Genomic DNA, 19919 nt, shown 5'->3' on the forward strand with positions numbered 1-19919 from the left:
GGCCCGCCCGGTCCGGGCGGGGCGCGGCGACCGTGGTGGCGGGGTGGCCGACGAGCAGGCCGTGCCGCTCCTGACGGACGTCGTTCAGGGGGATCCGGCCGCGTTCGGCGACCATGTCAAGCAGTTCCTCCGATGTGGGCAGCCGCGAAGTGTCCAGGTCCCTTCCCGCGAAGCGCAGCTTCTGCCCCATGGCGGACGCCAGCCGGAAGAAGAACTGCCAGTCCTCGATGACCCCTTGCGGCGGGGGCACCAGCGCAGGTGTGTACTGGGCGAACGGCTGCGGGAAGAAGGTCTCCATCAGCGCGGTGTGGTCGGCGCGTTCGTACAGCATCGTGGGCGCGATCACGTAGTCGGCGAGCTGCGCGGTCTGCGACATCCTGGTGTCGATCGACACCAGCAGTTCCAGGTGGTTCAGCGCGCGCTGTGCCGTGTCCTGGTCCGGCAGTGCGAGCACGGGGTTGCCTCCCGAGACCACCAGGGCCCTGATCCGGTCGGGTCCGGGCCGCAGGATCTCGTCGGGCAGGAGCGCCGAGGGCAGCTCGCCGCGGATCAGTCCGTGACCGCCCACGCGGCTGCGGAATCCGTTCTCCCAGTCGCGGTCCGCGGGGAGCACCTCCGCCCGGGCCGTCCGGTCGCCCATGAGCACGCCGCGTCCCCGTGCCGGTTCGCCCTCCCGCAGGAAACGCCCGCAGACGACGTTCAGGCAGGCCGCCAGGTGTTCGGCGACGTTGGAGTGGGGCCCCATGCAGACGCCCGTTCCGGTGGTCGCCATGCCCCGACCCGCCCCGGCGAACAGCCGGGCCGCCCTGATCAGGTCGTCGGCGGGCACGTCGCAGGTGCGGGCGACCAGGTCGGGGGTGACTTTCGCCACGGCCGCCCGCAGTTCGGGCAGGCCGTCCACGTACCGGGCGCAGAAGTCACGGTCGTGGAGTTCTTCCCGCAGGATGACGTGCAGCATGCCGGCGAACAGCAGTGCGTCGTGTCCGGGTCTGGGCTGCAGGTGGATATCGGCCCGTGCCGCGGTCTCCGTACGGCGGGGGTCTACCACGATCAGCCGCAGCCCCCGGTCCCGGGCGGCCTTCAGGTTCGCGGACGGACTGGTGACCAGGGCGCCGTCCCCGTCGCCTCCGTTGACGGAGACCAGGGGGTTGGTGCCCGCCAGCAGCCACACATCGGCGTCGCCGAACGACTGAGGCCCACCGGTGTACTGGCCCATGCGGGCGGCCACCAACCACTTCGCCGACTGGTCGATGGTCATGGTGGAGAAGAGCTTGCGTGAGCCCAGGCCGCGGAACCACGCCCGTGCCATGAAGGGAGTGAGCGTGGCGAAGTTGTGCTGGGTGCCCATGAAGAGGCCCACCGCGTCCGGGCCGTGCTCCCGGACGATCCGGTTGAGCCGTTCGGCCACCTCCGCGATCGCCCGTGCCGCGTCGACCGGTTCGTGGCCGCCCGTGGGTGTGCGCCGCTGGGAGGCGGTCAGTCGGCCCGGCCCCTGCATGAGCTCGCCGGCCCGTCGCCCCTTGGGGCAGGTGAATCCCTGGGAGAGCGGGTGCTCCCGGTCCCCCAGGACACGCAGGACACGCTCGCCGTCGATCTCGACACCGACCCCGCAGCAGGCGGGGCACAGGCGACAGTACGACGTCTTCCTCACCACAGGGGCCTCCCTCGTGGCGCGCACAGGCGCCCGTACCGGACCGGGCCGCCGACCTCGGCCGGCCCATGCCTTGTCAGTGAACTTGTCACCAACGGTCCTTTCCTCCGCGGGCGTCCGGCGCCACACGGCTCGCTCCGGCACGGCGGCGCCGGAGGGTGCTGTCGTACCCGCGGTGCAGGCCGCGGGGCGGAACCCCACTCGGCTGCGGGCCGCCGACCCCTCGTGGTGCGGGGCCCCGGCGGAGGTGTCGTCGGCGGCCTCCCCAGCGCACCGGGAGACGGGCGCTCAGAGGGAGACCGGCCCGCCCAGCCACACACCGATCTCCTCGCCGGACACGTGGGCGGCCTCGTCACCCGCCAGGAACGACACGACCGATGCCACCGCGTCGGCGGGCACCCGCGGCCAGCCGGCGTGGAGGTTCTCCACCGCGCGCTCGCCGGCGGAGCGCACCATGTCCGTCTCGACGAAGCCGGGGACCACCGTGTTCACGGTGATCCCACGCCGGGCCACTTCCTTGGCCATGACGCCGGCCATGGCGACCAGTCCCGCCTTCGCGGCCGCGTAGGCGCTCATGGTGGGGGTCAGCGCGCGGCCTCCGCTCGGGCTGCCGAAGAAGACGACCCTCCCCCAGCCCGCCTCGTACATCCCGGGTAGTGCCGCGTGCGTGCAGTAGTAGGCACCGCTGAGGTTGACACCGACGACCCGGTCCCACTGCGCGGGGGGCTGCGACCTCGCCGAACCGGTGGCGTTCACCCCCGCGTTGTTGACGAGCACGGTGGGAGCGCCGAGCCGTTCGGTGGTCTGTTCGATGAGGGCGGTCGCCTCACGCGCGTCGGACACGTCCGCCCGGATCGCCACCGCCCGGCCTCCGCCGGTTGTGATCCGGTCGGCCAGTGCTTTCGCCTCGCGGTCGCTGCGCGAGTAGTTGACCGCGACCGCGAAGCCGTCGGCGGCCAGCCGACGGGACACCGCGGCTCCGATGCCCCGCCCGCCGCCGGTCACCACCGCGACTTTCGCACGCTCCATCAGGGACGGCCTCCGTGGTGTGGTCAGCGCACCTTGGTGTGCGTCTGGGGCAGAGTGGCGTAGGTCGCCTTGAGTTCACGCTTGGCGATCTTGCCGCTGGCCATGCGGGGCAGGGCCGAGTCGAGGAACACGACGTACCGCGGGACCTTGTAGTCGGCCAGCCGTTCGTTGCAGTACGCCACCACATCGGCGGGCTCGACCGGGGTACTGGTCCTGAGCAGGGCGGCCGGTGTCTCGCCGAATTTGGCGTCCTCGACCGCGATGACGGCCACCTCCTCGACGCCGGGCATCTCCTGCAGGACATTCTCGATCTCGGTCGGTGAGATGTTCAGTCCACCCGAGATGATCATGTCCTTCATGCGGTCGACGAAGGTCAGGTAACCGTGCTCGTCGAGGATTCCCATGTCGCCCGTGTGCAGCCAGCCGTCCACGATCGCCGCGCGGGTGGCCTCCTCGTTGCGCCAGTAGCCGGGCATCATTCCCGGCCCTCGCAGCAGGATCTGTCCGGGCTTGCCCGCCGGGCAGTCGTTGCCCTCGGTGTCGACGACCCTGATCTTGGTGAACGCGCCTCCCCAGCCGCACTTCTCCGGCTGCTCCATGGCTTCGTGACGGGGCATCACGGTGGCTGACCCGCCGATCTCGGTCTGGCCGTAGATCTGGCGCAGCGAGACGCCCTTGCGCTGCCAGGAGGTCAGCAGGTCCACGGGGACCCGGGCCCCGCCGACGTGGGCGGTCGTCAGGCTGCTGAGGTCGGCCCGGTCGAATCCCGGTTCGGCCGCGATCTGTTCGAAGAGGATCGGCGGGCCGGTGAATGTGGTGACCTTCTGGTCGGCCAGGATACGCAGGGCCTTCGGCGGGTCGAAACGAGTCTGCAGCAGCAGGGTGCCGCCGTGGATGATCACCCGGGCGAGTCCCCAGATGATGCCCGCCGCGGTGAACAGCGGCAGCACGAGCAGCGGTCGCAGACCGTTGGGCTGGACCGGCTCCATGAGCGACCACTCGTGCATCTCCCCGGCGATGCTGGCGTGTGTGAAGATCACGCCTTTCGGTCTTCCGGTGGTGCCGCTGGTGTAGACGATGGCGGCGGGTTCGGACACCTCCATCACAGGGGTGGTGACCGGCGCGTGCTGCCCCTCCCGCAGCGGCCGGACGTCGCCCTGCAGGGACTTGACCCCGACGGACGGCAGGCCATGGCGCGCCTCGTCGAGCCGGTCGCGCAGCGCGTCGTCGCAGTAGACGACGGTCGGCTCGCAGTCCTCCAGCAGGCCGGTGAGCTCGCGCGCCACCATCCGGTGGTTGAACGGTGCGACGATGGCGCCGAGTTTCATCGCGCCGAGCGCGGCGACGCACCATTCCAGGGAGTTCTGGCCCACGAGGGACACCCGGTCTCCGTGGCGCACTCCCGCTCCGCTGAGGTCGGCGGCCACGCCGTCCGCCCACGTTTCCAACTGCCGGTAGGTGACCACGTCGCCATCGAGGTCAATGGCCGGCTGGTCAGGAATGTTCCGAGCCCACCAGGTCAGGGTGCTCACGAGGGTCCCGCTCACGTCTGTTCCTCCTGCGCTCTGTCCGCGATCTCTTCCAGCACTTCGGGTCGCAGCACGAGTCGTCCTCTCACGGCGCACCAGCAGATACACCCGAGCTCATGCCGGAAGAATTCTGATGAAGGGCGTCACACGTCGTGGTGACAGCTGAATCGTTTCCTCACCGGGAAGGAGCGGGCCCGCCGCTGCCCAGCTGCGCGTTCCGTTCGACGGCACCAGGGCCGGGGGCGGGACCGCGCGCGTCGGTCGCCCCGCCGGGCCGGCCTACCTCGTGTGGCGTGCACCGGGGCGACCGGGTTCTGCGGCCGGCCGGGCTGCCACACTTCTCGACGCACCTGGCCCGCGAGCCCCGGATGACGGGATCCGTTCGCGCGACCGTGGACGATTAATCTAAGGGCTTCAGGTATCCCAGACAAGGTTTTTGCGGGACGTGTTCCAGGCCCGGTGCGAGTGCCGCTACCGGTGCGACCGTCGGCGGCGAGTGAGCCGGCGCCGGGGGGCGGGCCCGGAGGTCAGCCCTCCTCCCCCGGGGGGAAGTTTTCCAGCGCGGCGGCCTTCCAGGAGCCTTCGTGCAGCTCCCAGATGGACCGCAACCCGATGCGCCCCTGGGGGGTGTCGTACACCGTCTCCCCCACCCACCTGTCACCTTCGGGCCGGATGTCGACGATCCGGAGGGAGTCGACCTTTCCACGCGGGACGGTCACCCCGTGAAAAACCTGGGGGATGTTCTTCTGCACCATGTCCGCGAGAGACGCCCTGACATCGCCGTCGAGGACGTACTGGACGTGCCGCCTGTACAGCTCGTGAAACTCCTGGGACTCCGTGGACATCTGGACATGCCTCCCCATCGGTAACCGTCGGGCTGTCACGCCCCTGCGGACCCGAGCCGGCACTCACGGCGCGAACTCACCTTCAGCCTAAAGGCCTTAGATAACAAGGGGCAAGGGTTCACACCCGGAGTCCTTCCTGGGACGCGCGGTCCGGCGCCCGTACCGCGTAACGGCCCCGGGCCGGAGGCGCGGCGGCGCCTCCGGCCCGGGACGGGAAGAGGGCACGGCGGCCGGGGTCAGGCCTTCCGGCCCACGCTCCGTGGCGTGGAGGACTCCGCCTCCTGGCGCTGCTGCGCGTCCAGCTGCATGACGCCCGCCAGGAAGCTGCGGATCGTCTGGGCGAAGATCTGCTCGGCGCTCCATTCGTTGGCGGCGAGGGCCGCGGCGAGAGTTGGTTCCTCCTGGGAATTGACGTTGGGGAAGATCTGCGCCTGGCTCTCCGGGGTCTTCATGGCTTCACTGAGGCTGGCTCCCAGGCTCAGTTTCTCCATCCCGTCGAGGATGAGCACGTGCAGGTGTGGGGGCACGCCCGCCTTGTCGAGGAAGCGGGCCACCCTTTCGTACATGGTGATGAGGACGTCGCGTGGCAGGTACTCCAGGAGGATCGGAGCAGCATTGCGGTGACGGAGGATCGAGCGCCGGAAATTCAGGCTCAGAGCGACGAAGAAGTCCGGCCAGTTCTCATCGGCGGGACGGCGCGGGAAGCGCGTGTCCAGCACGATCACCCGGGCCACTTCCGTCATGAGTTCCGGCTTGTTCTTGAAGTGGTGGTACAGCGACGGCGCTCGGACTCCCATCACCTTCGCCAGGCGAGGCATGCTGAACGCCTCGATCCCTTCCACGTCGATGATCTTCAGGGTGGCGGCGATGATCGCTTCGCGGCTGAGCAGTGGCTGGAGTGGTCGGGGCATGGCCGAAGTATCCCGCACTCGCCGCGTGGGTGGGACCGCGGCGTCCGGGCCGGCGAGCGGCGTCGGGCCCAGGAGGCGGGTGGGACGGCGGGCCCGGGTGTGCTGCGGGCGGGATCCCGAGGGCCGTGCGTGCGGGCCTGCGTTCTGTCCGATCCAGGGGGCTGCCTCCCCTCGAACTAATCATCAACCTTTAGGTTCATCGAGACACCTTTCGGCCCCTTGATGGGGTCAACTCCATGGCTCATGCAGGATCCATCCCTACGCATCGGGCTTGTGAGCACTCTCTTATACCTATAGCTTGGAGGTAATGAGCTGCTGACGTTGTCGTTGCCATGGAGGCCCCTTCCGGCACCGTGAACCTCCCTGCAGCGCCGGGGCCGCGTGCGGCGCGCCCCCACCGCACGTGCCGCGTCACGCGGGGCCGGGTGCACGGGCGATGCGTGCACCCTCCCGGGATCCCCCCGGCTCCGGTGCACCGTCGCGGGCCGCCGGGGAGGGAGGAGCGCCTCGGCGACGACCCGACAACCGAGGATGATCCGTGATCACGTATGAGTGGGGCACCTCCTTCGGCACTGATCCGGAGGTCGTCAGCCTTTTGCGGGAAGCGGCGGATTTCGACGCCGAGCAGGGGTTCTCAGCCGTGCCCCCCGTGCCGTCCGCTCTCGACGGGGACGAAGCCGGGCGCCCGTCGGAGCTCATCGTCCGGATGTCGCAGGAGGTGGGTCCGGCCGGAGTGGGCAAGGAGGAAACCGTCGTCGCCTTCCTGCGGGTCATGACGGGATCCGAGGGTGTCGGCCGGGCCGAGTTCGTGGTGCGTCCCGCGTTCAGGTCGCTCGGGATCGCGACCCTGCTGTTCGAGCGGCTGGGCCTGGCGGGCGCCGGGGCGGCGGACTGGGCCGGCGACGGCACCAGGTCGCTGCGAGCCTGGGCCCACGGGTCCCACCCCGCCGCCGAGCGGATGGCGCGACGCTTCGGCGCCACCCCGGAGGCACTGCTGTGGCGGATCATCCGGCCGCTGCGCAGGGCGAACAGCGTGCCCGAGGTCGCGCCGCCCAACGGGGTCCGCCTCCGGCGGTTGCGGCCGGGCCAGGACGAGGCCGCGGTCGAGGCGATCATGCGCACCGCGGGAGGGGCCGCGCGAGCGGATGTGTCCTCGCAGGAGGTGCTGGTCGCGGTGGACGGGCCGGCGGAGGAGGTCCTGGGGTTCGTGGCGTTCTCGGCGCGACCCCTGGGCGGCGAGGGGCAGTCCGGACTGGGCTCGGTGCGCGCACTGGCGGCCGGACCCGCCGCCGGGGGACACGAGGTGGAGCGTGCGCTGCTCGCGTCGGCGCTGGAGCGGCTGGCCGACGCGGGAGTGCGCGAGGTGGAGATGTCGGTCGATCCGCTGAACGAGCAGCTGGTGCGGGTCTGCCGCGTCCTGGGTTTCCACCACGACCAGACCGATGTGTGCTTCAGGGTGCCGGTCGGCGGACGGCCGGCTGCGGGCTGACGAGGCAACGGCAGGCCCCTCTCCTCTCGAGGGAGGAAGGCCTGCCGTGTCCGCCGGTCCGCGGGCCGGGCCCGGGAGCCGGGGATGATCTGGGGCGGCCCCGACTCCCGGGCCTTTACCTATTGTCTTTAGCCAGCTGATGAACGCCAGAAACCCAAGGGGTAGCGGTCGTTCGCTTGACCCGAGAAACCTAAAGGCATAAGGTTAAGCGAGCTTTTCCGCTCACACGAGTGACGCCCTGGAGCGGGTCATCGCCCCAGGGTCGCCGACGAGTGGGGGACGTGCCCCGCGCGTAGGACATCCAGCGCCCCTCTCGCTCCCGCTCCCGCGGTTCGTCGGCGGGACCGGAGAAGAAAGGGCCGCGATGCCGTGCGTCTCGCATCCCGCGTCGCGAGACCGCACCTGCCTCTGGGGCCGAGCGACCGCAGCGGCGCAAGTGAATGCGGACAGTACAGGAGGACGACGTGCCGGAACTTGATGCAATGCGCGAAGAACGAATTCGTCGCCTGCTCGAACACCTGCGGAACAACACGACCGACCAGTTCGAGGGGACGGTCTCCTTCAGCCCGACGGAGTTCACCGACGCCGACCTCGCGGCCCGGGAACGAGAGCTGATCTTCGGACGGGTCCCGTCGATCGTCGCGCACAGCTCGGAGATCCCCGAGCCCAACGACTTCATCACCCTGCAGTTGCCGCGCAACAAGGCCATCGTGGTGCGGCAGGCGGACGGCGGAGTCAAGGCGTTCGTCAACCAGTGCCGACACCGGGGCGCCCTGCTGGAGGAACAGCCGTCGGGCAAGTGCCGGCTGTTCTCCTGCGGCTACCACCGGTGGTCCTACGACACCGACGGCACCCTGCGCACGATCACACGTGACAACACCTTCGGGGACATCGACCGTTCGCAGTACGGGCTGCTCGAACTCCCCGCCGAGGAAAGGCACGGGTTCATCTGGGTGATCGACGCAGTCGGCGCCGAGATCGACGTCGCCGCCTGGTTGGGCCCGGAGATGGACGCGGTCCTGCGGGGCTACAAGCTCGGCGATCTGGTCTCCTTCCGCGCCGAGGGCTTCGACGAGCCGTGCAACTGGAAGCTGATGCAGGACGCGTTCCTGGACGGTTACCACATCCAGTACGCCCACCCGAACACCGCCGGGAAGATCGTCCACACGAACGTGTACGCGTTCGAGGACTACGGGCGGCACTGCCGTTGGCTCGCGCCCCGCAAGACGATCGACCGGTGGATCGACGAGGACCCGGGGGACCAGAGCCTCGCCAAGCACGTGACCGAGTCGCACCTGCTACTGCCGAACAGCACCCTGCTGCGGTTGCCCGACAACCACTTCGAGCTGCTCACCTTCCGTCCCGACCCGGTCGATCCGGGCAAGTGCCGGATGGAGATGCGAGTGATCGTGCCGCGTCTGGAGGAGACCTCCTACGACGAGGCCACCTGGAACAAGCGCTGGGAGAGGAACTGGCAGATCCTGCTGGACGTCCTGCACGCGGAGGACTTCCCGCTGCTGCGCGGCTCCCAGACGGCGCTGTCCAGCCAGGACGCCGGGCCCATGATCTTCGGCCGCAACGAGGTCGCGAACCAGGTCTTCCACCGGGAGACCCAGCGACTGCTCGCGGCCGACGGCACGGACTGACCCCGCGTGCCGGGCCTGACCGGCACGGTCATCTCACTTCTCCGGGTCGCGGACCAACCGATGCCTCCGGCCGTGCGGCGCACGGTGCCGCACGGCCGAAGGCACCAGAAGAGGCAAGGACGGCACATGGGTACGACCACGACGAACCGCCCGCTTCCCGGCGACGGGGTACTGGATCTGTTCCGGCTGGACGGAGCGACCGCGCTCGTCACCGGCGCCAGCTCGGGCCTGGGAGCAGGCTTCGCCCTCGCGCTGGCCGAAGCCGGGGCGAACGTGGTCCTGACGGCCCGACGGGCGGACCGGCTCCAGGAGACGGCCGAGCAGATCGCCGCCATCGGCCGCGAGAGTCTCGTCGTCACCACCGACGTCACCGATCCGGAGCAGTGCGAGGCGGCCGTCGCGGCGGCCGTCGAACGCTTCCGGCACGTCGACGTCCTGATCAACAACGCCGGCGTCTCCTCCGCGGTGCCCGCGCTGCGCGAACGCCCGGAGGAGTTCCGCCAGGTCCTCGACGTGAACCTGATGGGCGCGTACTGGATGGCGCAGGCGTGCGCGCGGGTCATGGGTCCCGGGTCCAGCATCGTCAACGTCGCCAGCGTGCTCGGCCTGATCAAGTCCGTGCTGCCGCAGGCCGCGTATGCCGCGAGCAAGGCCGGCCTCATCGGTCTGACCAGGGACCTGTCACAACAGTGGTCGGGACGCCGCGGGATCCGGGTCAACGCCGTGGCGCCTGGTTTCGTCGCCACGGAGATGATCGCGGAGATGCCCGCGGAGACCCTCGAGGGCTTCCTGCGGGCGACCAGCCCGCTGGCCCGCACGGGCACCCAGCGGGAACTCGACGCGGCGATCGTGTTCCTGGCCAGCCGGGCCTCGAGCTACATCACCGGCACGACCCTCGCCGTGGACGGGGGAATGTCCGGACACTGAACATCCACTCACACGCCCGAACGTCGGCGCGCCGGCCCGGCGGGGCCCCGGTCTTCGAGAAAACGGGGCCCCGCCGGGCCGGCGTTCGCTCTCCGCTCTGCCCGAAAGGCCATTAGCGGCCTTAAGGTCGTAGATTTCTTCGGGGCGTGGCATGGAACCGCGGCCGCCGGGCCCCCACGGGCTGGGCACTCCGGCGGCGGGCGATCGGGGCTCGGACGGTGCCACTGCCCCGTGCAGGGTCCTGCGCCCCTCCCCGCCCCGGGATGCCGCCCGCGCCCTTCTCCCCTTACCTCTCATCTCCTTACTTGGCCAGGCGGTTCACAGCGCCCGCCCGGTCTGCCGACCGCTGCGGCGCAGACCGGCGACCTGGTGCCGCGCCGGACGGGGGCCGGGAGTACCGCGCTCGGAGCGGCCCTTCGGCCGATGGGTGCGTGGGCACGCGGGTCGGAAAGTTCTTCCTGCCTGACCCTTGACCATAAACTACGGCCATAAGTTAAATAGCCAGCGTCTTACCAGATCATTCCTGGCCGCCGCCTCCGATCGAAGGCGGCGTCGGCATCGTTGAGTTCGCCCACTCCCCTCTCCCGCCGCCCGGCGTACGACGTGTGTCCCCCGTGCGGCACTGCGGTTCTTCCGGTGGCCGGCGCGGTTCGGCACGTCCGACAGGAGGATCGAAGGTGCTCGTCGGTCTGTCTTGTCTCTTCGTTCCGGTGGCTGGTGCCCCCGGGACTGGTCGGCGGTCCCCGTCCGGCGGCGGGAACACGGCGGTCGGCCCCACCGGTGGGCGTCGCCCCGGCGCCCACCGGTGCGCGGCCCCGGCCTGATGTCGCGGGCCCTTTCGGGCCCGCACGGTGCTCTCCCGCGGGCCGGGTGCCCGGTGGGAGGGACATCCACTTCTCAGACCGTCTCTCCGGCCCACCGGGCCGGACGGACGTCTGCTCCACGACAAGGAGTTTCCCTTGGCTCGACCCAGCTCGGCAGCGCGTCCGAGAACTTCGACGGGTGCCCGGTCGGTGGTCTTCGCCTGTCTGGCGATCACGCTCATCGACGGGTTGGACAGCGGCATGTACGGCGCCGTGCTGCCGACCCTGCTGCAGTCCGAACAGTGGGGAATCACCCTTGCGTCGGCGGGGGTCATCGGCAGCCTTTCCCTGATCGGGATGATGCTGGGGGCGCTGCTGTCCGGTTATGTCGCCGACATCATCGGCCGGCGGCCGACGGTGCTCGCCTGCGTCGCGAGCTTCAGCGTGTTCACCCTGCTGTGCTCGATCGCCCCGAACCTGGAGGTCTTCGGCCTGCTCCGCCTGCTGGCGGGCTTCGGCTTCGGCGGAGCCCTCCCCACCGTCATCGCCCTGACCATGGAATACGTGCCGCTGGACAAGCGGCAGTTCTACAACGGAGTCGTCCAGACGGGCTTCCCCATCGGCGGGTGCCTGGTCGCCTTCCTCGCGATCTTCCTTCTGCCGTCCTCCGGCTGGGCCTCCCTGTTCGTCCTGGGCGGCGTCATCGGTCTCGTCCTGTTCGCGGTCGTCTACCGGCGGATTCCCGAGTCGCTCGCCTTCCTCAGCAGCCGGGGCCGACACGATGAGGCGCGGCGGCTCGCCGAGCGCTACGGGGTGGAGGTGCCGGCCGAGCCGGCGGCTGGGCCCGCAACGGTGAAGCCGAGCTGGACCGCGTCCCTGAAGCTGCTGTTCGCGCCGGGATTCCGGGTCGCGACGCTGCTCTTCCCGGTCATCAGCTTCTGCGGGCTCCTCTTGGGGTACGGCATGAACACCTGGATTCCGCAGCTCCTGCGGGCCTCCGGCTACGACCTCGGGTCCGCGCTGACGTTCCTGGTCGCCTTCTACCTGGGCAGCACGATCGGCATGCTGGTCCTGGCCGGCCTCGCCGACCGCTGGGGTCCGCGTCCGGTGATCTCGGCCGGGTTCGTCTGCGGCGCCCTGGCTGTGGCCTTCCTGACGCTGCACCCGCCGCAGGCGGTCGTCTTCGCCATGGTGCTCGTGGTCGGGTTCTGCTCGTCCTCGCAGACGGCCGTCGCCGGGTTCGTGGGGATCTACTACCCCGCGGCCGCCCGTGGTACCGCGCTCGGTGCGGCGGTGGGACTGGGGCGTCTGGGAGCCGTCTTCGGGCCGATCCTGGTGGGTCTGATCATGGGGTCGTCGCTCGGCACCTCGTGGGTGTTCTACTTCTTCGCCTTCGCGGCGGTGGCCGCGGCGCTGCTCGTGATACTGGTGCCGCGGACCGGTCTGAGCGACCGACCCGCGGTCGCCGAACCGCAGGAAGTCCCCTCCGCCGCGTGAGTCCCGCCCCACGGCCGGGTGTCCGCGCCCCCGGCGGCCGGCAGGCACCGGCCGCCGGGGGCGTGCGGGCGGGGTGCCTCCCCTGGGAGGACACCCTGACCGTTCTCCGCGCGTACGCGCGGGGGCCCGTACCGGCCCGGTACGGGAGAACCCGGGGGCGGGCCGCGCCCGTCCGCACCGCCGACTGAACGGGGTCGCCATGACACATCAGCCGCACCCGGCCGCCGGTCCGGCGCTGTCGTCACCGTCCGGGCCGGCGGACGGGTGCGCACAGGAGCAGGACGCGCCGGGCCGCCTCCACGGCACCTGGACCCTGGTCGACTACACCCGCTGGGTCGACGCGGAGGTCATCGGCCGCCCCCTGGGGCCCGACCCTGTGGGGCAGCTCGTCTACCAGCGTGACGGACGGGTCTGCGCGTTCCTGATGAGGCGCGAACGCCCCTGGACGTCCGGCCGGTCGTTCACCGACGCCACCGACGAGGAGCGCGGGGCGGCCGCGTTGGGGTTCGTCGGTTATGCGGGCCGCTTCGTACTGTGCGACGGCCTGGTGTTCCATCACGTGGAGATGTCGCTGTACGTCGAGCACGTGGGTGCCGTCCTGGTACGGAGGGTGTCGTGGTCGGGGCCTCGTCTGGTGCTGGAGACGGAAGGTCGGCGGACCCGTTCCGGCCGTACGTTGACGGACCGTCTGGAGTGGGCCAGGTCGGGCGGTTGAGGCGTGCCGGGCCCGTCCGGTCCCCGGTGCCCACCGGTTACAGCTGGAGGCTCTTGAGCTGCAGGAACTCCTCGACACCGTAGGCCCCGTCCTCGCGGCCCAGCCCCGACTGCTTGTAGCCGCCGAAGAGGCCGTCCACACGCCGTCCACGTAGGTGCCGTGCGTCATTGCCGGGCCACTCCCGTCGGTGAGGTGAGTGGGGAAGGTCCTCGTGACACGAAGGGGCGGCGGCCGGGCGCGGGGTGCCGTGGCCGACCGCGGTGGTTCGCGGTCGGCGCGCCGGTTCCCCGCGCCCGGTGGCGCCACCCGTCGTGTCCCCCGGGGTCAGAGCGTGTCCGCGCTCCCGAGGACGACGGCGCTGACCAGGGGGGCGGAGGGGCCGCCGGTCAGCAGGGAGATCCTGGCCCCGGGGACCTGGTTGGGCGAGGTGCCGCGCAGTTGGCGGACTGCTTCGGCGGCCAGTCCGATCCCGTGGACGAATCCGCCGGCGAGGTTGCCGCCCCCGGTGTTGACCGGAAGCCGGCCGCCCGGCGCGGTGAGGTTCTCGACCGTCAGGAACTCGCCGGCGTTCTCCCGGGTCACCAGCCCGAGGTCGATCATGGCGGCGACGGCGGGGCCGGTGAAGTTCTCGTAGATCTGGGCGACGTCGACGTCGCCCGGCCGGATGCCCGCGTCGTTCCACAGCCGGGGGGCCAGCGGGGCGAAGCCCGCCGAGGTGTAGTCCCTGTCGTTCTCGTGCAGTTCGCCCCAGTCCGCTCCGGCGCCCTGGGCCGCGGAGAGGATGTAGGCCGGTGGTCGGCGCAGGTCCCGGGCACGCTCGGCGGTGGTGAGCAGGACGGCTCCGGCTCCGTCGTTCTCCCGGGAGGAGTCGAACAGCCGCAGCGGTTCGGAGATCATGCGTGAGGCCAGGTAGATCTCGTCAGTCAGGTCCACCTCGCGGCCCACGGCGAGCGGGTTGCGGCCGGCGTGGAGGTAGCAGGCCTGGGCGAACGCCTGGAGCGCGCCGGCCGGGATGCCGTCGTGCTCGATCATCCGCTGGGTGCGCAGGGCGCAGACCTGGGCGGGTGAGACCAGACCGTGTGCGCGGTAGTGCTCGTCGAAGAAGTAGCTGGAGACCGCCGAGGACAGCCGGCCGCTCTGCCGCTGGGCCAAGGCGCGGTAGACGACCACGTACCGGGCCTGGCCCAGGGCGAGGGCTGCGGCGCCCTGGGCGAGCGCTGCGCCCAGGCCGCCGCCTCCGCCTCCGGACACCTGCGAGGCCCAGCGCAGTTCGCGGGTACCGAGGGCGGGGACGAGGCTGGTCGCCTCGGCGTCGTGGCCGTAGGAGGAGAAGCCGTCGATGTCGGCAGGGGCGATGCCGGCGTCGTGGCAGGCTGCGACGATGGCCTCCAGACGCAGGCCGTCCTCGTCGAGCGGTGCCGTGCCGCGTTTGTGGTAGGGCGTTTCCCCGATGCCGACGACGGCTGTCGCGCCGCGCAGTTCGAACGTCATGCCGTGAGCCTCCAGCGCAGGACCGGGGTGTCGTGGGTGAGCGGGCCCGGGGGCTGGATCACGCCGTGGACGGCGGCCCCGATGCGCAGAGCGCTCTCGTCGTCGACGAGCATGCCCAGCAGGCGGACCGAGGGGACCTCGTCGAGTTGGGCGAGGACCACCGTGTAGGGCACGTGGTCGGCGAGTTCGGGCAGGAACGGGTGCCAGGTGCGGGTCCAGGAGTACACGGTGGCGGTCGCGGCGACGGCCGGCCAGGCGAAGGCGGTGCCCTGGCACTGGGGGCAGATCCGCTGCGGGGTCCAGACGTGGCGGTCGCAGTTCTCGCAGCACGGAATGCGCAGCTCGCCCCGGCGCAGGCCGTCCCAGTAGGGGCGGTCCGCGCCGTCGGGGTCCGGTGCGATCGGCCCCGCGGTGGGTGCCTCGGAGAGTCTCATGGGTGTCGGCCTTCCTCCGTCGCGCGGTGGAGCGGGTCCTGGAGTGCTTCGGGATGTCGTGGGGGTGCCGCACGGGCCGACTTCGTGGTCGTGCCGCTCGTCTGCGGAGAGCTGGAGTCCGGTCGTGTGCCTCGTGTGGTTCTCCCCTACCGAAATAAAACTAAAGCCTTCTGGTTATTGTCGGCAAGGCATCGCGCCGCACCCCTCCCCTCGCCCGCTTCCATCCAGCGGCCCGCTGTCGCGTGCGAGGGAGGTCCGTTGGCCGGTTCGACGTCGAATCTCCTTTGTCAGGGCGACTGTCAGGAATGACGAGCCCCGGTCGGGCGGCCGATGTCCGGCCCCTGGACCGCGCACGTGGACGTCACCCCTCCCGGCACAACTCTTGCCCCATGAATCTTATGCTATTAGGTTAATTCGATGCGGCGTGCCGTGCCGTCACGCGGTGGCCGCGGAAGGCCGCGGCCACCTGGCCGACCTCATGGGTGACGAAACAAGGAGCACTGATGACCAGCACAGTGATCGAGACGGAGGAGCCGCGTCCGGGCATCCTGCTCGTGCGGCTGAACCGGCCGGACAAGCTGAACGCGATGACCTCCGATCTGATTCAGGGTCTCCACGACGTGCTCGACGGTGTCCGGGACGACCCGCGGGTGCGGGCCGTGGTGCTCACCGGGGCCGGCCGGGCCTTCTGCGCGGGTTTCGACTTCCGCGGCTACGGGGCCGCTCCGGGGGCGGTCGAGGGTGAGGGGCGCCCCCAGGCCGGACTGCGGGTGCAGGAGCACATCGTCAGTCTGGGCGAGGCCTTCCGGCGGGTGCGTGCGCCGATCATCGGAGCCGTCAACGGGGCCGCCGCCGGCGGTGGCATGGCCCTGTCGTTGTTCTGCGACATCCGGGTGATGGCGTCGTCGGCCGCCTTCCACGCCTCATTCATCAAGCGCGGTCTGGGCGGGGGTGACATCGGGGTCAGCTGGTTGCTGCCGCGTCTGATCGGTTTCTCCCGGGCCGCCGAGCTGCTGCTCACCGGGGGATCCCTCGATGCCCGGGAGGCCGAGCGGATCGGTCTGGTGTCGGCCGTGGTGCCCGACGACGAGCTGCTGGAGGCGGCGCTCGACCGGGCGTCGGCGATCGCGGAGAACAGTCCGTTCGGTGTGTGGATGACCAAGAGCGTGCTGTGGGCCAACCTCGAGGCGCCGAGTTTCCGGTCGGCGGTCGAGCTGGAGAACCGCACGCAGATCCTCAGCACGATGACGAAGGACCATCAGGAGGCGGTCGCCGCGTTCCTGGAGAAGCGTCCGCCCGTCTACCGCAACCGCTGAGGCTCGCGTGGAGGAACCCATCATGGAGCGTTCCGGCGGGGCCGGGGCGCTCTCGCACACGACGGAGGGACGGCTGTGAAGGTCGGATTCCAGGCAGGCTATTGGGGCTCCGGCCCGCCGGCGAAGGTCGAGCAGCGGCTGGCCGAGGCCGAGGCGCTGGGGGTGGACAGTTTCTGGACCGCGGAGGCCTACGGCTCCGACGCCCTGACCCCCCTGGCCTGGTGGGGGGCGCGGACGTCGCGCATCGGCCTGGGCACGTCGGTCGCCCAGCTCTCGGCGCGTACGCCGACCGCGACGGCCATGGCCGCGCTCACTCTGGACCACCTCAGCGGCGGCCGGGTGATGCTCGGCCTCGGGGCCTCGGGACCGCAGGTCGTCGAGGGCTGGTACGGGCAGCCCTACCCCCGGCCGCTGGAGCGGACCCGCGAGTACGTGGACATCATGCGCAGTGTCTGGGAGCGCCGGGAACCCGTGACGTACGCGGGCCGGCACTACCAGCTGCCGCATCCGGGCGGCGCGGGGCTGGGCAAGCCGCTGCGGTCGACGGTCCACCCGCTGCGGGCGGACATCCCCGTTCTGCTCGGGGCCGAGGGACCCAAGAACGTGGCGCTGGCCGCCGAGATCGCCGACGGCTGGATCCCGCTGTGGTTCTCCCCCAAGAGCGACGGTTTCTACCGGGCGGCCCTGGAGGAGGGTTTCGCCCGGCCGGGGGCCCGGCGCGGTCCGGACGGCTTCGAGGTCGCCGCCGTCTGTCCGATCGCCGAGCACGACGACGTCGAAGTGGCCGCCCGGAAGATCAAACCGATGATCGCGCTGTACGCGGGCGGCATGGGCGCGAAGGGCGCCAACTTCCACACCGAGGTCTTCGCCCGGATGGGCTGGGGCGAGGTGTGCGCGGAGATCCAGGACCTGTACCTGGCGGGCCGCAAGGAGGCCGCGGTGGAGGCGGTCCCGACGGCGATGGTGGAGGACGTGGCGCTGGTGGGGCCGGCCGACAAGATCTGCGAGGAGATCGAGCGCCGGTGGCGCCCGACGTGTGTCACCACGATGATCCTCTCCGGCTGGCCCCGGCCCGAGGTCCGCGGCCGGATCCTGGAAGCGGTGCGCGGATGAGCCTCGATCCCCGTACACCGGTCCTGGTCGGCGGGGGGCAGGTCGACCAGCGCGACGGTGCGCTCGAGCCGGTCGACCTGTTCGCGGCGGCGGCCCGGGAGGCCGAGCGGGACTCCGGCGGCTCGGGTCTGCTGAAGTCTCTGGACTCGGTCCGGGTCGTGCGCATGCTCTCCTGGCGCTACCGCGATCCCGGCGCGCTGGTCGCCGAACGGGTCGGCGCGTCCCCCCGGCACACCGGGTACACCGCCGACGGCGGCAACAATCCGCAGGCCCTGCTCAACCGGGCCGCGCTGGACATCGCCGCCGGCCGGGCCGACGTGGTCCTGATCGGCGGGGCGGAGGCGTGGCGGACCCGGATGCGTCTGCGGGCCAACGGTGAGCGGCCCGCGTGGACGGTCCAGGAGGAGACGGTTCCCCCGGCTCCGCTCCTCGGCTCCGGGGGCCCGCTCCTGGGGCAGGGCGAGAAACGCATCGGGCTCGAGCCGCCGTCCTGGGTGTATCCGCTGTTCGAGCAGGCCCACCGCATCGCCGCGGGCCGCAGCGTCGCGGAGCAGATACGGCGCAGCGCGGCGCTGTGGGCCGGTTTCAGCCGGGTCGCCGCCAGCCACCCGCATGCCTGGATCCGGCGTGAGCACACGGCGGAGGAGATCCGGACCCCGTCCGACTCCAACCGCTGGATCGCGTGGCCGTACACGAAGCTGATGAACTCCAACAACATGGTGGAGCAGGGGGCGGCGCTGCTGCTGTGCTCGGTACGGGCAGCCCGGCTGTACGGGGTGCCGTCCGAGCGATGGGTGTTTCCCCTGGCGGGTACGGAGGCGTACGACACCCACGAGCTGGGCGAGCGTGGCGCGCTGCACCGGTCGCCGGCGATCCGCATCGCCGGACGGCGAGCGCTGGAACTGGCGGGCACCGACGCCGGCGCCCTCGATCTCGTCGACGTCTACTCGTGCTTCCCTTCCGCGGTGCAGGTGGCGGCCGAGGAGCTGGGGCTGGCGATCGACGATCCGGCGCGTCCGCTGACGGTGACCGGTGGTCTGACGTTCGCGGGCGGTCCCTGGAACAACTACGTCAGCCACTCCATCGCCACGATGGCGGCCCGGTTGCGTTCCGCCCCGGGGTCGGTGGGGCTGGTCACCGCGAACGGGGGCTATCTCACCAAGCACGCGATGGGCGTGTACGGGACGGAGCCGCCGGCCACCGGTTTCCGGGCACCGAACGTACAGGCGGAGGTGGACCGCGAGCCCAGGACCCGGGCACTGACGCAGTGGGAGGGGACCGGGTCCCTCGAGGCGTGGACGGTGGTCCATGATCGGGCGGGTCGGCCGGAGCGGGCTTTCCTCAGTGTCCGTGCCCCGGACGGCGGGCGGACCCTGGCGGTCTGCCGCCAGGCCGATGAGCTGGTCGAGATGACACGGCGTGAGCTGGCCGGTGCGACGGTGCGTGTCGCCCTGGACGGCACTGCCCGGCTCGAGGACGGTGCGGGCCCCGGCGGGGACTGAGCGGGCCGGCCGGGGGCTGCCCCTCGCCCCAGGCCGGGCGCGGGGCCGGCACAGGGCTGGATCCCCGTGTCCGGCCGGGGGTTCGCCTGGTGTCGGCCGGTGGTGTCGTGCGTCCTTCTGGGTGCGGGACGCCGTAGGCCCGCACCGCCGGTGCCTCAGGTCCGCCGGAGACGCGCGGCGCCCGCGCCGTCACCGGGTGGGGCGATGGCGCGGGCGCGGGCCGGGGTACGGGCGGGTTACTTCCGGCCGATGATGTCCCGGCCGATGATCTGCTTCATGATCTCGTTGGTGCCCCCGAAGATCTTCTGGATCCTGGAGTCCTGGAAGGCGCGGGCCACCGGGTATTCCAGCATGTAGCCGTATCCGCCGTGCAGTTGCAGGCATCGGTCGACGACCCGGTTCTGGACCTCGGTGGCCCACCACTTGGCCTTGGCGGCGTCGACCACGGTGAGGTCGTTCTCGCCGTGGGCCAGGACCGCCCTGTCGACGAACGCTCGCGTGACGTCGAGTTCGGTGCTCAGTTCGGCCAGCTCGAACCGGGTGTTCTGGAAGTCGGCGATGGGCTGTCCGAAGGCGACGCGCTGCTGGGTGTAGGCGATGGTGTCGGCCAGCACCGCGTCGGCGAGCGCGATGGCGTGCGCGGCGATCGACAGGCGTTCCAGCGGCAGGTGGGAGACCAGCTGCCCGAACCCACCCCCGACGGTGCCCAGGACGTGGGTGTCCGGGACGAATACGTCGTCGAAGAACAGTTCCGCGGTGTCCTGGGCGTGCAGGCCGATCTTGGCCAGTTTGCGGCCGCGGGTGAATCCCGTCATCCCCCGCTCGACCACCAGCAGGCTGAACCCCTGCGAGCCGCCGGCGGGGTCAGTGCGCACCACGACGATCACCAGGTCCGACTGGATGCCGTTGGTGATGAAGGTCTTGCTGCCGTTGACCCGCCAGCCGCCGTCGACCCTGGTGCCGGAGGTCCTGATGCCCCGCAGGTCGCTGCCGGTTCCCGGCTCGGTCATCGCGATGGCCC

Annotated in this window: 17 protein-coding genes; 8 read left to right on the forward strand and 9 right to left on the reverse strand. The window is 71.0% G+C overall.

Annotation, left to right across the window (positions count from 1 at the left end):
- From B7L92_RS28605 to B7L92_RS28625, 5 genes are all read right to left on the reverse strand, one after another.
- Positions 1-1651 (reverse strand): molybdopterin-dependent oxidoreductase (locus B7L92_RS28605; protein ID WP_255311190.1); only part of this gene is annotated, 1651 nt, incomplete at its 3' end.
- Positions 1652-1939: 288 nt separating this feature from the next.
- Positions 1940-2680, reverse strand: a complete 741-nt coding sequence (locus B7L92_RS28610; protein WP_081240275.1) for an SDR family oxidoreductase — start codon at positions 2678-2680, stop codon at positions 1940-1942.
- A gap of 23 nt (positions 2681-2703) precedes the next feature.
- A complete protein-coding gene (locus B7L92_RS28615) occupies positions 2704-4227 on the reverse strand; it encodes a class I adenylate-forming enzyme family protein (RefSeq protein ID WP_081240276.1) in 1524 nt (507 codons plus the stop codon).
- A gap of 509 nt (positions 4228-4736) precedes the next feature.
- Entirely contained in the window at positions 4737-5054 is a 318-nt protein-coding gene (locus B7L92_RS28620) for a hypothetical protein (RefSeq protein WP_081240277.1), read from the reverse strand.
- A gap of 236 nt (positions 5055-5290) precedes the next feature.
- Complete coding sequence (locus tag B7L92_RS28625; protein ID WP_081240278.1) at positions 5291-5965, reverse strand: TetR family transcriptional regulator; 675 nt, start codon at positions 5963-5965, stop codon at positions 5291-5293.
- A 538-nt stretch (positions 5966-6503) separates the two neighbouring features.
- Between B7L92_RS28625 and B7L92_RS28630 the strand changes: the two genes are divergently transcribed.
- The 5 genes from B7L92_RS28630 (at position 6504) to B7L92_RS28650 (ending at position 13042) form a co-directional block, all read left to right on the forward strand.
- Entirely contained in the window at positions 6504-7454 is a 951-nt protein-coding gene (locus B7L92_RS28630) for a hypothetical protein (protein WP_081240279.1), read from the forward strand.
- A gap of 482 nt (positions 7455-7936) precedes the next feature.
- Positions 7937-9100, forward strand: a complete 1164-nt coding sequence (locus tag B7L92_RS28635) for an aromatic ring-hydroxylating oxygenase subunit alpha (RefSeq protein ID WP_170102253.1) — start codon at positions 7937-7939, stop codon at positions 9098-9100.
- A gap of 126 nt (positions 9101-9226) precedes the next feature.
- On the forward strand, positions 9227-10027 hold the full coding sequence (locus B7L92_RS28640) for an SDR family NAD(P)-dependent oxidoreductase (protein ID WP_081240281.1): 801 nt from the start codon (positions 9227-9229) through the stop codon (positions 10025-10027).
- Between the two features lie 959 nt (positions 10028-10986).
- Positions 10987-12327, forward strand: a complete 1341-nt coding sequence (locus B7L92_RS28645) for an MFS transporter (protein ID WP_081240282.1) — start codon at positions 10987-10989, stop codon at positions 12325-12327.
- 199 nt (positions 12328-12526) lie between these two features.
- Complete coding sequence (locus tag B7L92_RS28650; protein WP_081240283.1) at positions 12527-13042, forward strand: lipocalin-like domain-containing protein; 516 nt, start codon at positions 12527-12529, stop codon at positions 13040-13042.
- A 37-nt stretch (positions 13043-13079) separates the two neighbouring features.
- On the opposite strand, the gene B7L92_RS40395 is transcribed toward B7L92_RS28650, so the two are convergent.
- The 3 genes from B7L92_RS40395 to B7L92_RS28660 all read right to left on the reverse strand — a co-directional run bounded on the left by B7L92_RS40395 (position 13080) and on the right by B7L92_RS28660 (position 14967).
- Positions 13080-13181 (reverse strand): aldehyde dehydrogenase family protein, encoded by a 102-nt coding sequence (locus B7L92_RS40395; RefSeq protein WP_438364030.1) that lies wholly within the window; start codon positions 13179-13181, stop codon positions 13080-13082.
- 185 nt (positions 13182-13366) lie between these two features.
- Positions 13367-14533: a thiolase C-terminal domain-containing protein gene (locus B7L92_RS28655; RefSeq protein WP_081240284.1), complete on the reverse strand. Its 1167-nt coding sequence runs from the start codon at positions 14531-14533 to the stop codon at positions 13367-13369.
- Complete coding sequence (locus B7L92_RS28660) at positions 14530-14967, reverse strand: Zn-ribbon domain-containing OB-fold protein (protein WP_081240285.1); 438 nt, start codon at positions 14965-14967, stop codon at positions 14530-14532. Before B7L92_RS28660 ends, B7L92_RS28655 begins: the two co-directional genes overlap by 4 nt.
- Positions 14968-15470: 503 nt before the next feature.
- Here B7L92_RS28660 and B7L92_RS28665 point away from each other — a divergent pair.
- The 3 genes from B7L92_RS28665 (at position 15471) to B7L92_RS28675 (ending at position 18898) form a co-directional block, all read left to right on the forward strand.
- A complete protein-coding gene (locus tag B7L92_RS28665; protein ID WP_081240286.1) occupies positions 15471-16283 on the forward strand; it encodes an enoyl-CoA hydratase/isomerase family protein in 813 nt (270 codons plus the stop codon).
- 75 nt (positions 16284-16358) lie between these two features.
- A complete protein-coding gene (locus B7L92_RS28670; protein WP_081240287.1) occupies positions 16359-17396 on the forward strand; it encodes an LLM class F420-dependent oxidoreductase in 1038 nt (345 codons plus the stop codon).
- Positions 17393-18898 carry an acetyl-CoA acetyltransferase gene (locus tag B7L92_RS28675; protein WP_081240288.1) on the forward strand — a complete coding sequence of 502 codons (1506 nt, stop codon included), beginning with the start codon at positions 17393-17395 and terminating at the stop codon, positions 18896-18898. Before B7L92_RS28670 ends, B7L92_RS28675 begins: the two co-directional genes overlap by 4 nt.
- 236 nt (positions 18899-19134) lie before the next feature.
- Here B7L92_RS28675 and B7L92_RS28680 read toward each other — a convergent pair.
- Positions 19135-19919 (reverse strand): acyl-CoA dehydrogenase family protein (locus tag B7L92_RS28680; protein WP_081240290.1); only part of this gene is annotated, 785 nt, incomplete at its 5' end.

It is taken from the genome of Streptomyces viridosporus (assembly GCF_002078235.1).
Classification (GTDB): Bacteria; Actinomycetota; Actinomycetes; order Streptomycetales; family Streptomycetaceae; genus Streptomyces; species Streptomyces viridosporus.

What these genes read in the sequence shown, in the direction of transcription:
- B7L92_RS28610 (WP_081240275.1), bottom strand. Translation starts at nt 2,680, where the DNA reads ATGGAGCGTGCGAAAGTCGCGGTGGTGACCGGCGGCGGGCGGGGCATC.
- B7L92_RS28620 (WP_081240277.1), bottom strand. Translation starts at nt 5,054, where the DNA reads ATGTCCACGGAGTCCCAGGAGTTTCACGAGCTGTACAGGCGGCACGTC.
- B7L92_RS28625 (WP_081240278.1), bottom strand. Translation starts at nt 5,965, where the DNA reads ATGCCCCGACCACTCCAGCCACTGCTCAGCCGCGAAGCGATCATCGCC.
- B7L92_RS28635 (WP_170102253.1), top strand. Translation starts at nt 7,937, where the DNA reads ATGCGCGAAGAACGAATTCGTCGCCTGCTCGAACACCTGCGGAACAAC.
- B7L92_RS28640 (WP_081240281.1), top strand. Translation starts at nt 9,227, where the DNA reads ATGGGTACGACCACGACGAACCGCCCGCTTCCCGGCGACGGGGTACTG.
- B7L92_RS28650 (WP_081240283.1), top strand. Translation starts at nt 12,527, where the DNA reads ATGACACATCAGCCGCACCCGGCCGCCGGTCCGGCGCTGTCGTCACCG.
- B7L92_RS28655 (WP_081240284.1), bottom strand. Translation starts at nt 14,533, where the DNA reads ATGACGTTCGAACTGCGCGGCGCGACAGCCGTCGTCGGCATCGGGGAA.
- B7L92_RS28660 (WP_081240285.1), bottom strand. Translation starts at nt 14,967, where the DNA reads ATGAGACTCTCCGAGGCACCCACCGCGGGGCCGATCGCACCGGACCCC.
- B7L92_RS28665 (WP_081240286.1), top strand. Translation starts at nt 15,471, where the DNA reads ATGACCAGCACAGTGATCGAGACGGAGGAGCCGCGTCCGGGCATCCTG.
- B7L92_RS28675 (WP_081240288.1), top strand. Translation starts at nt 17,393, where the DNA reads ATGAGCCTCGATCCCCGTACACCGGTCCTGGTCGGCGGGGGGCAGGTC.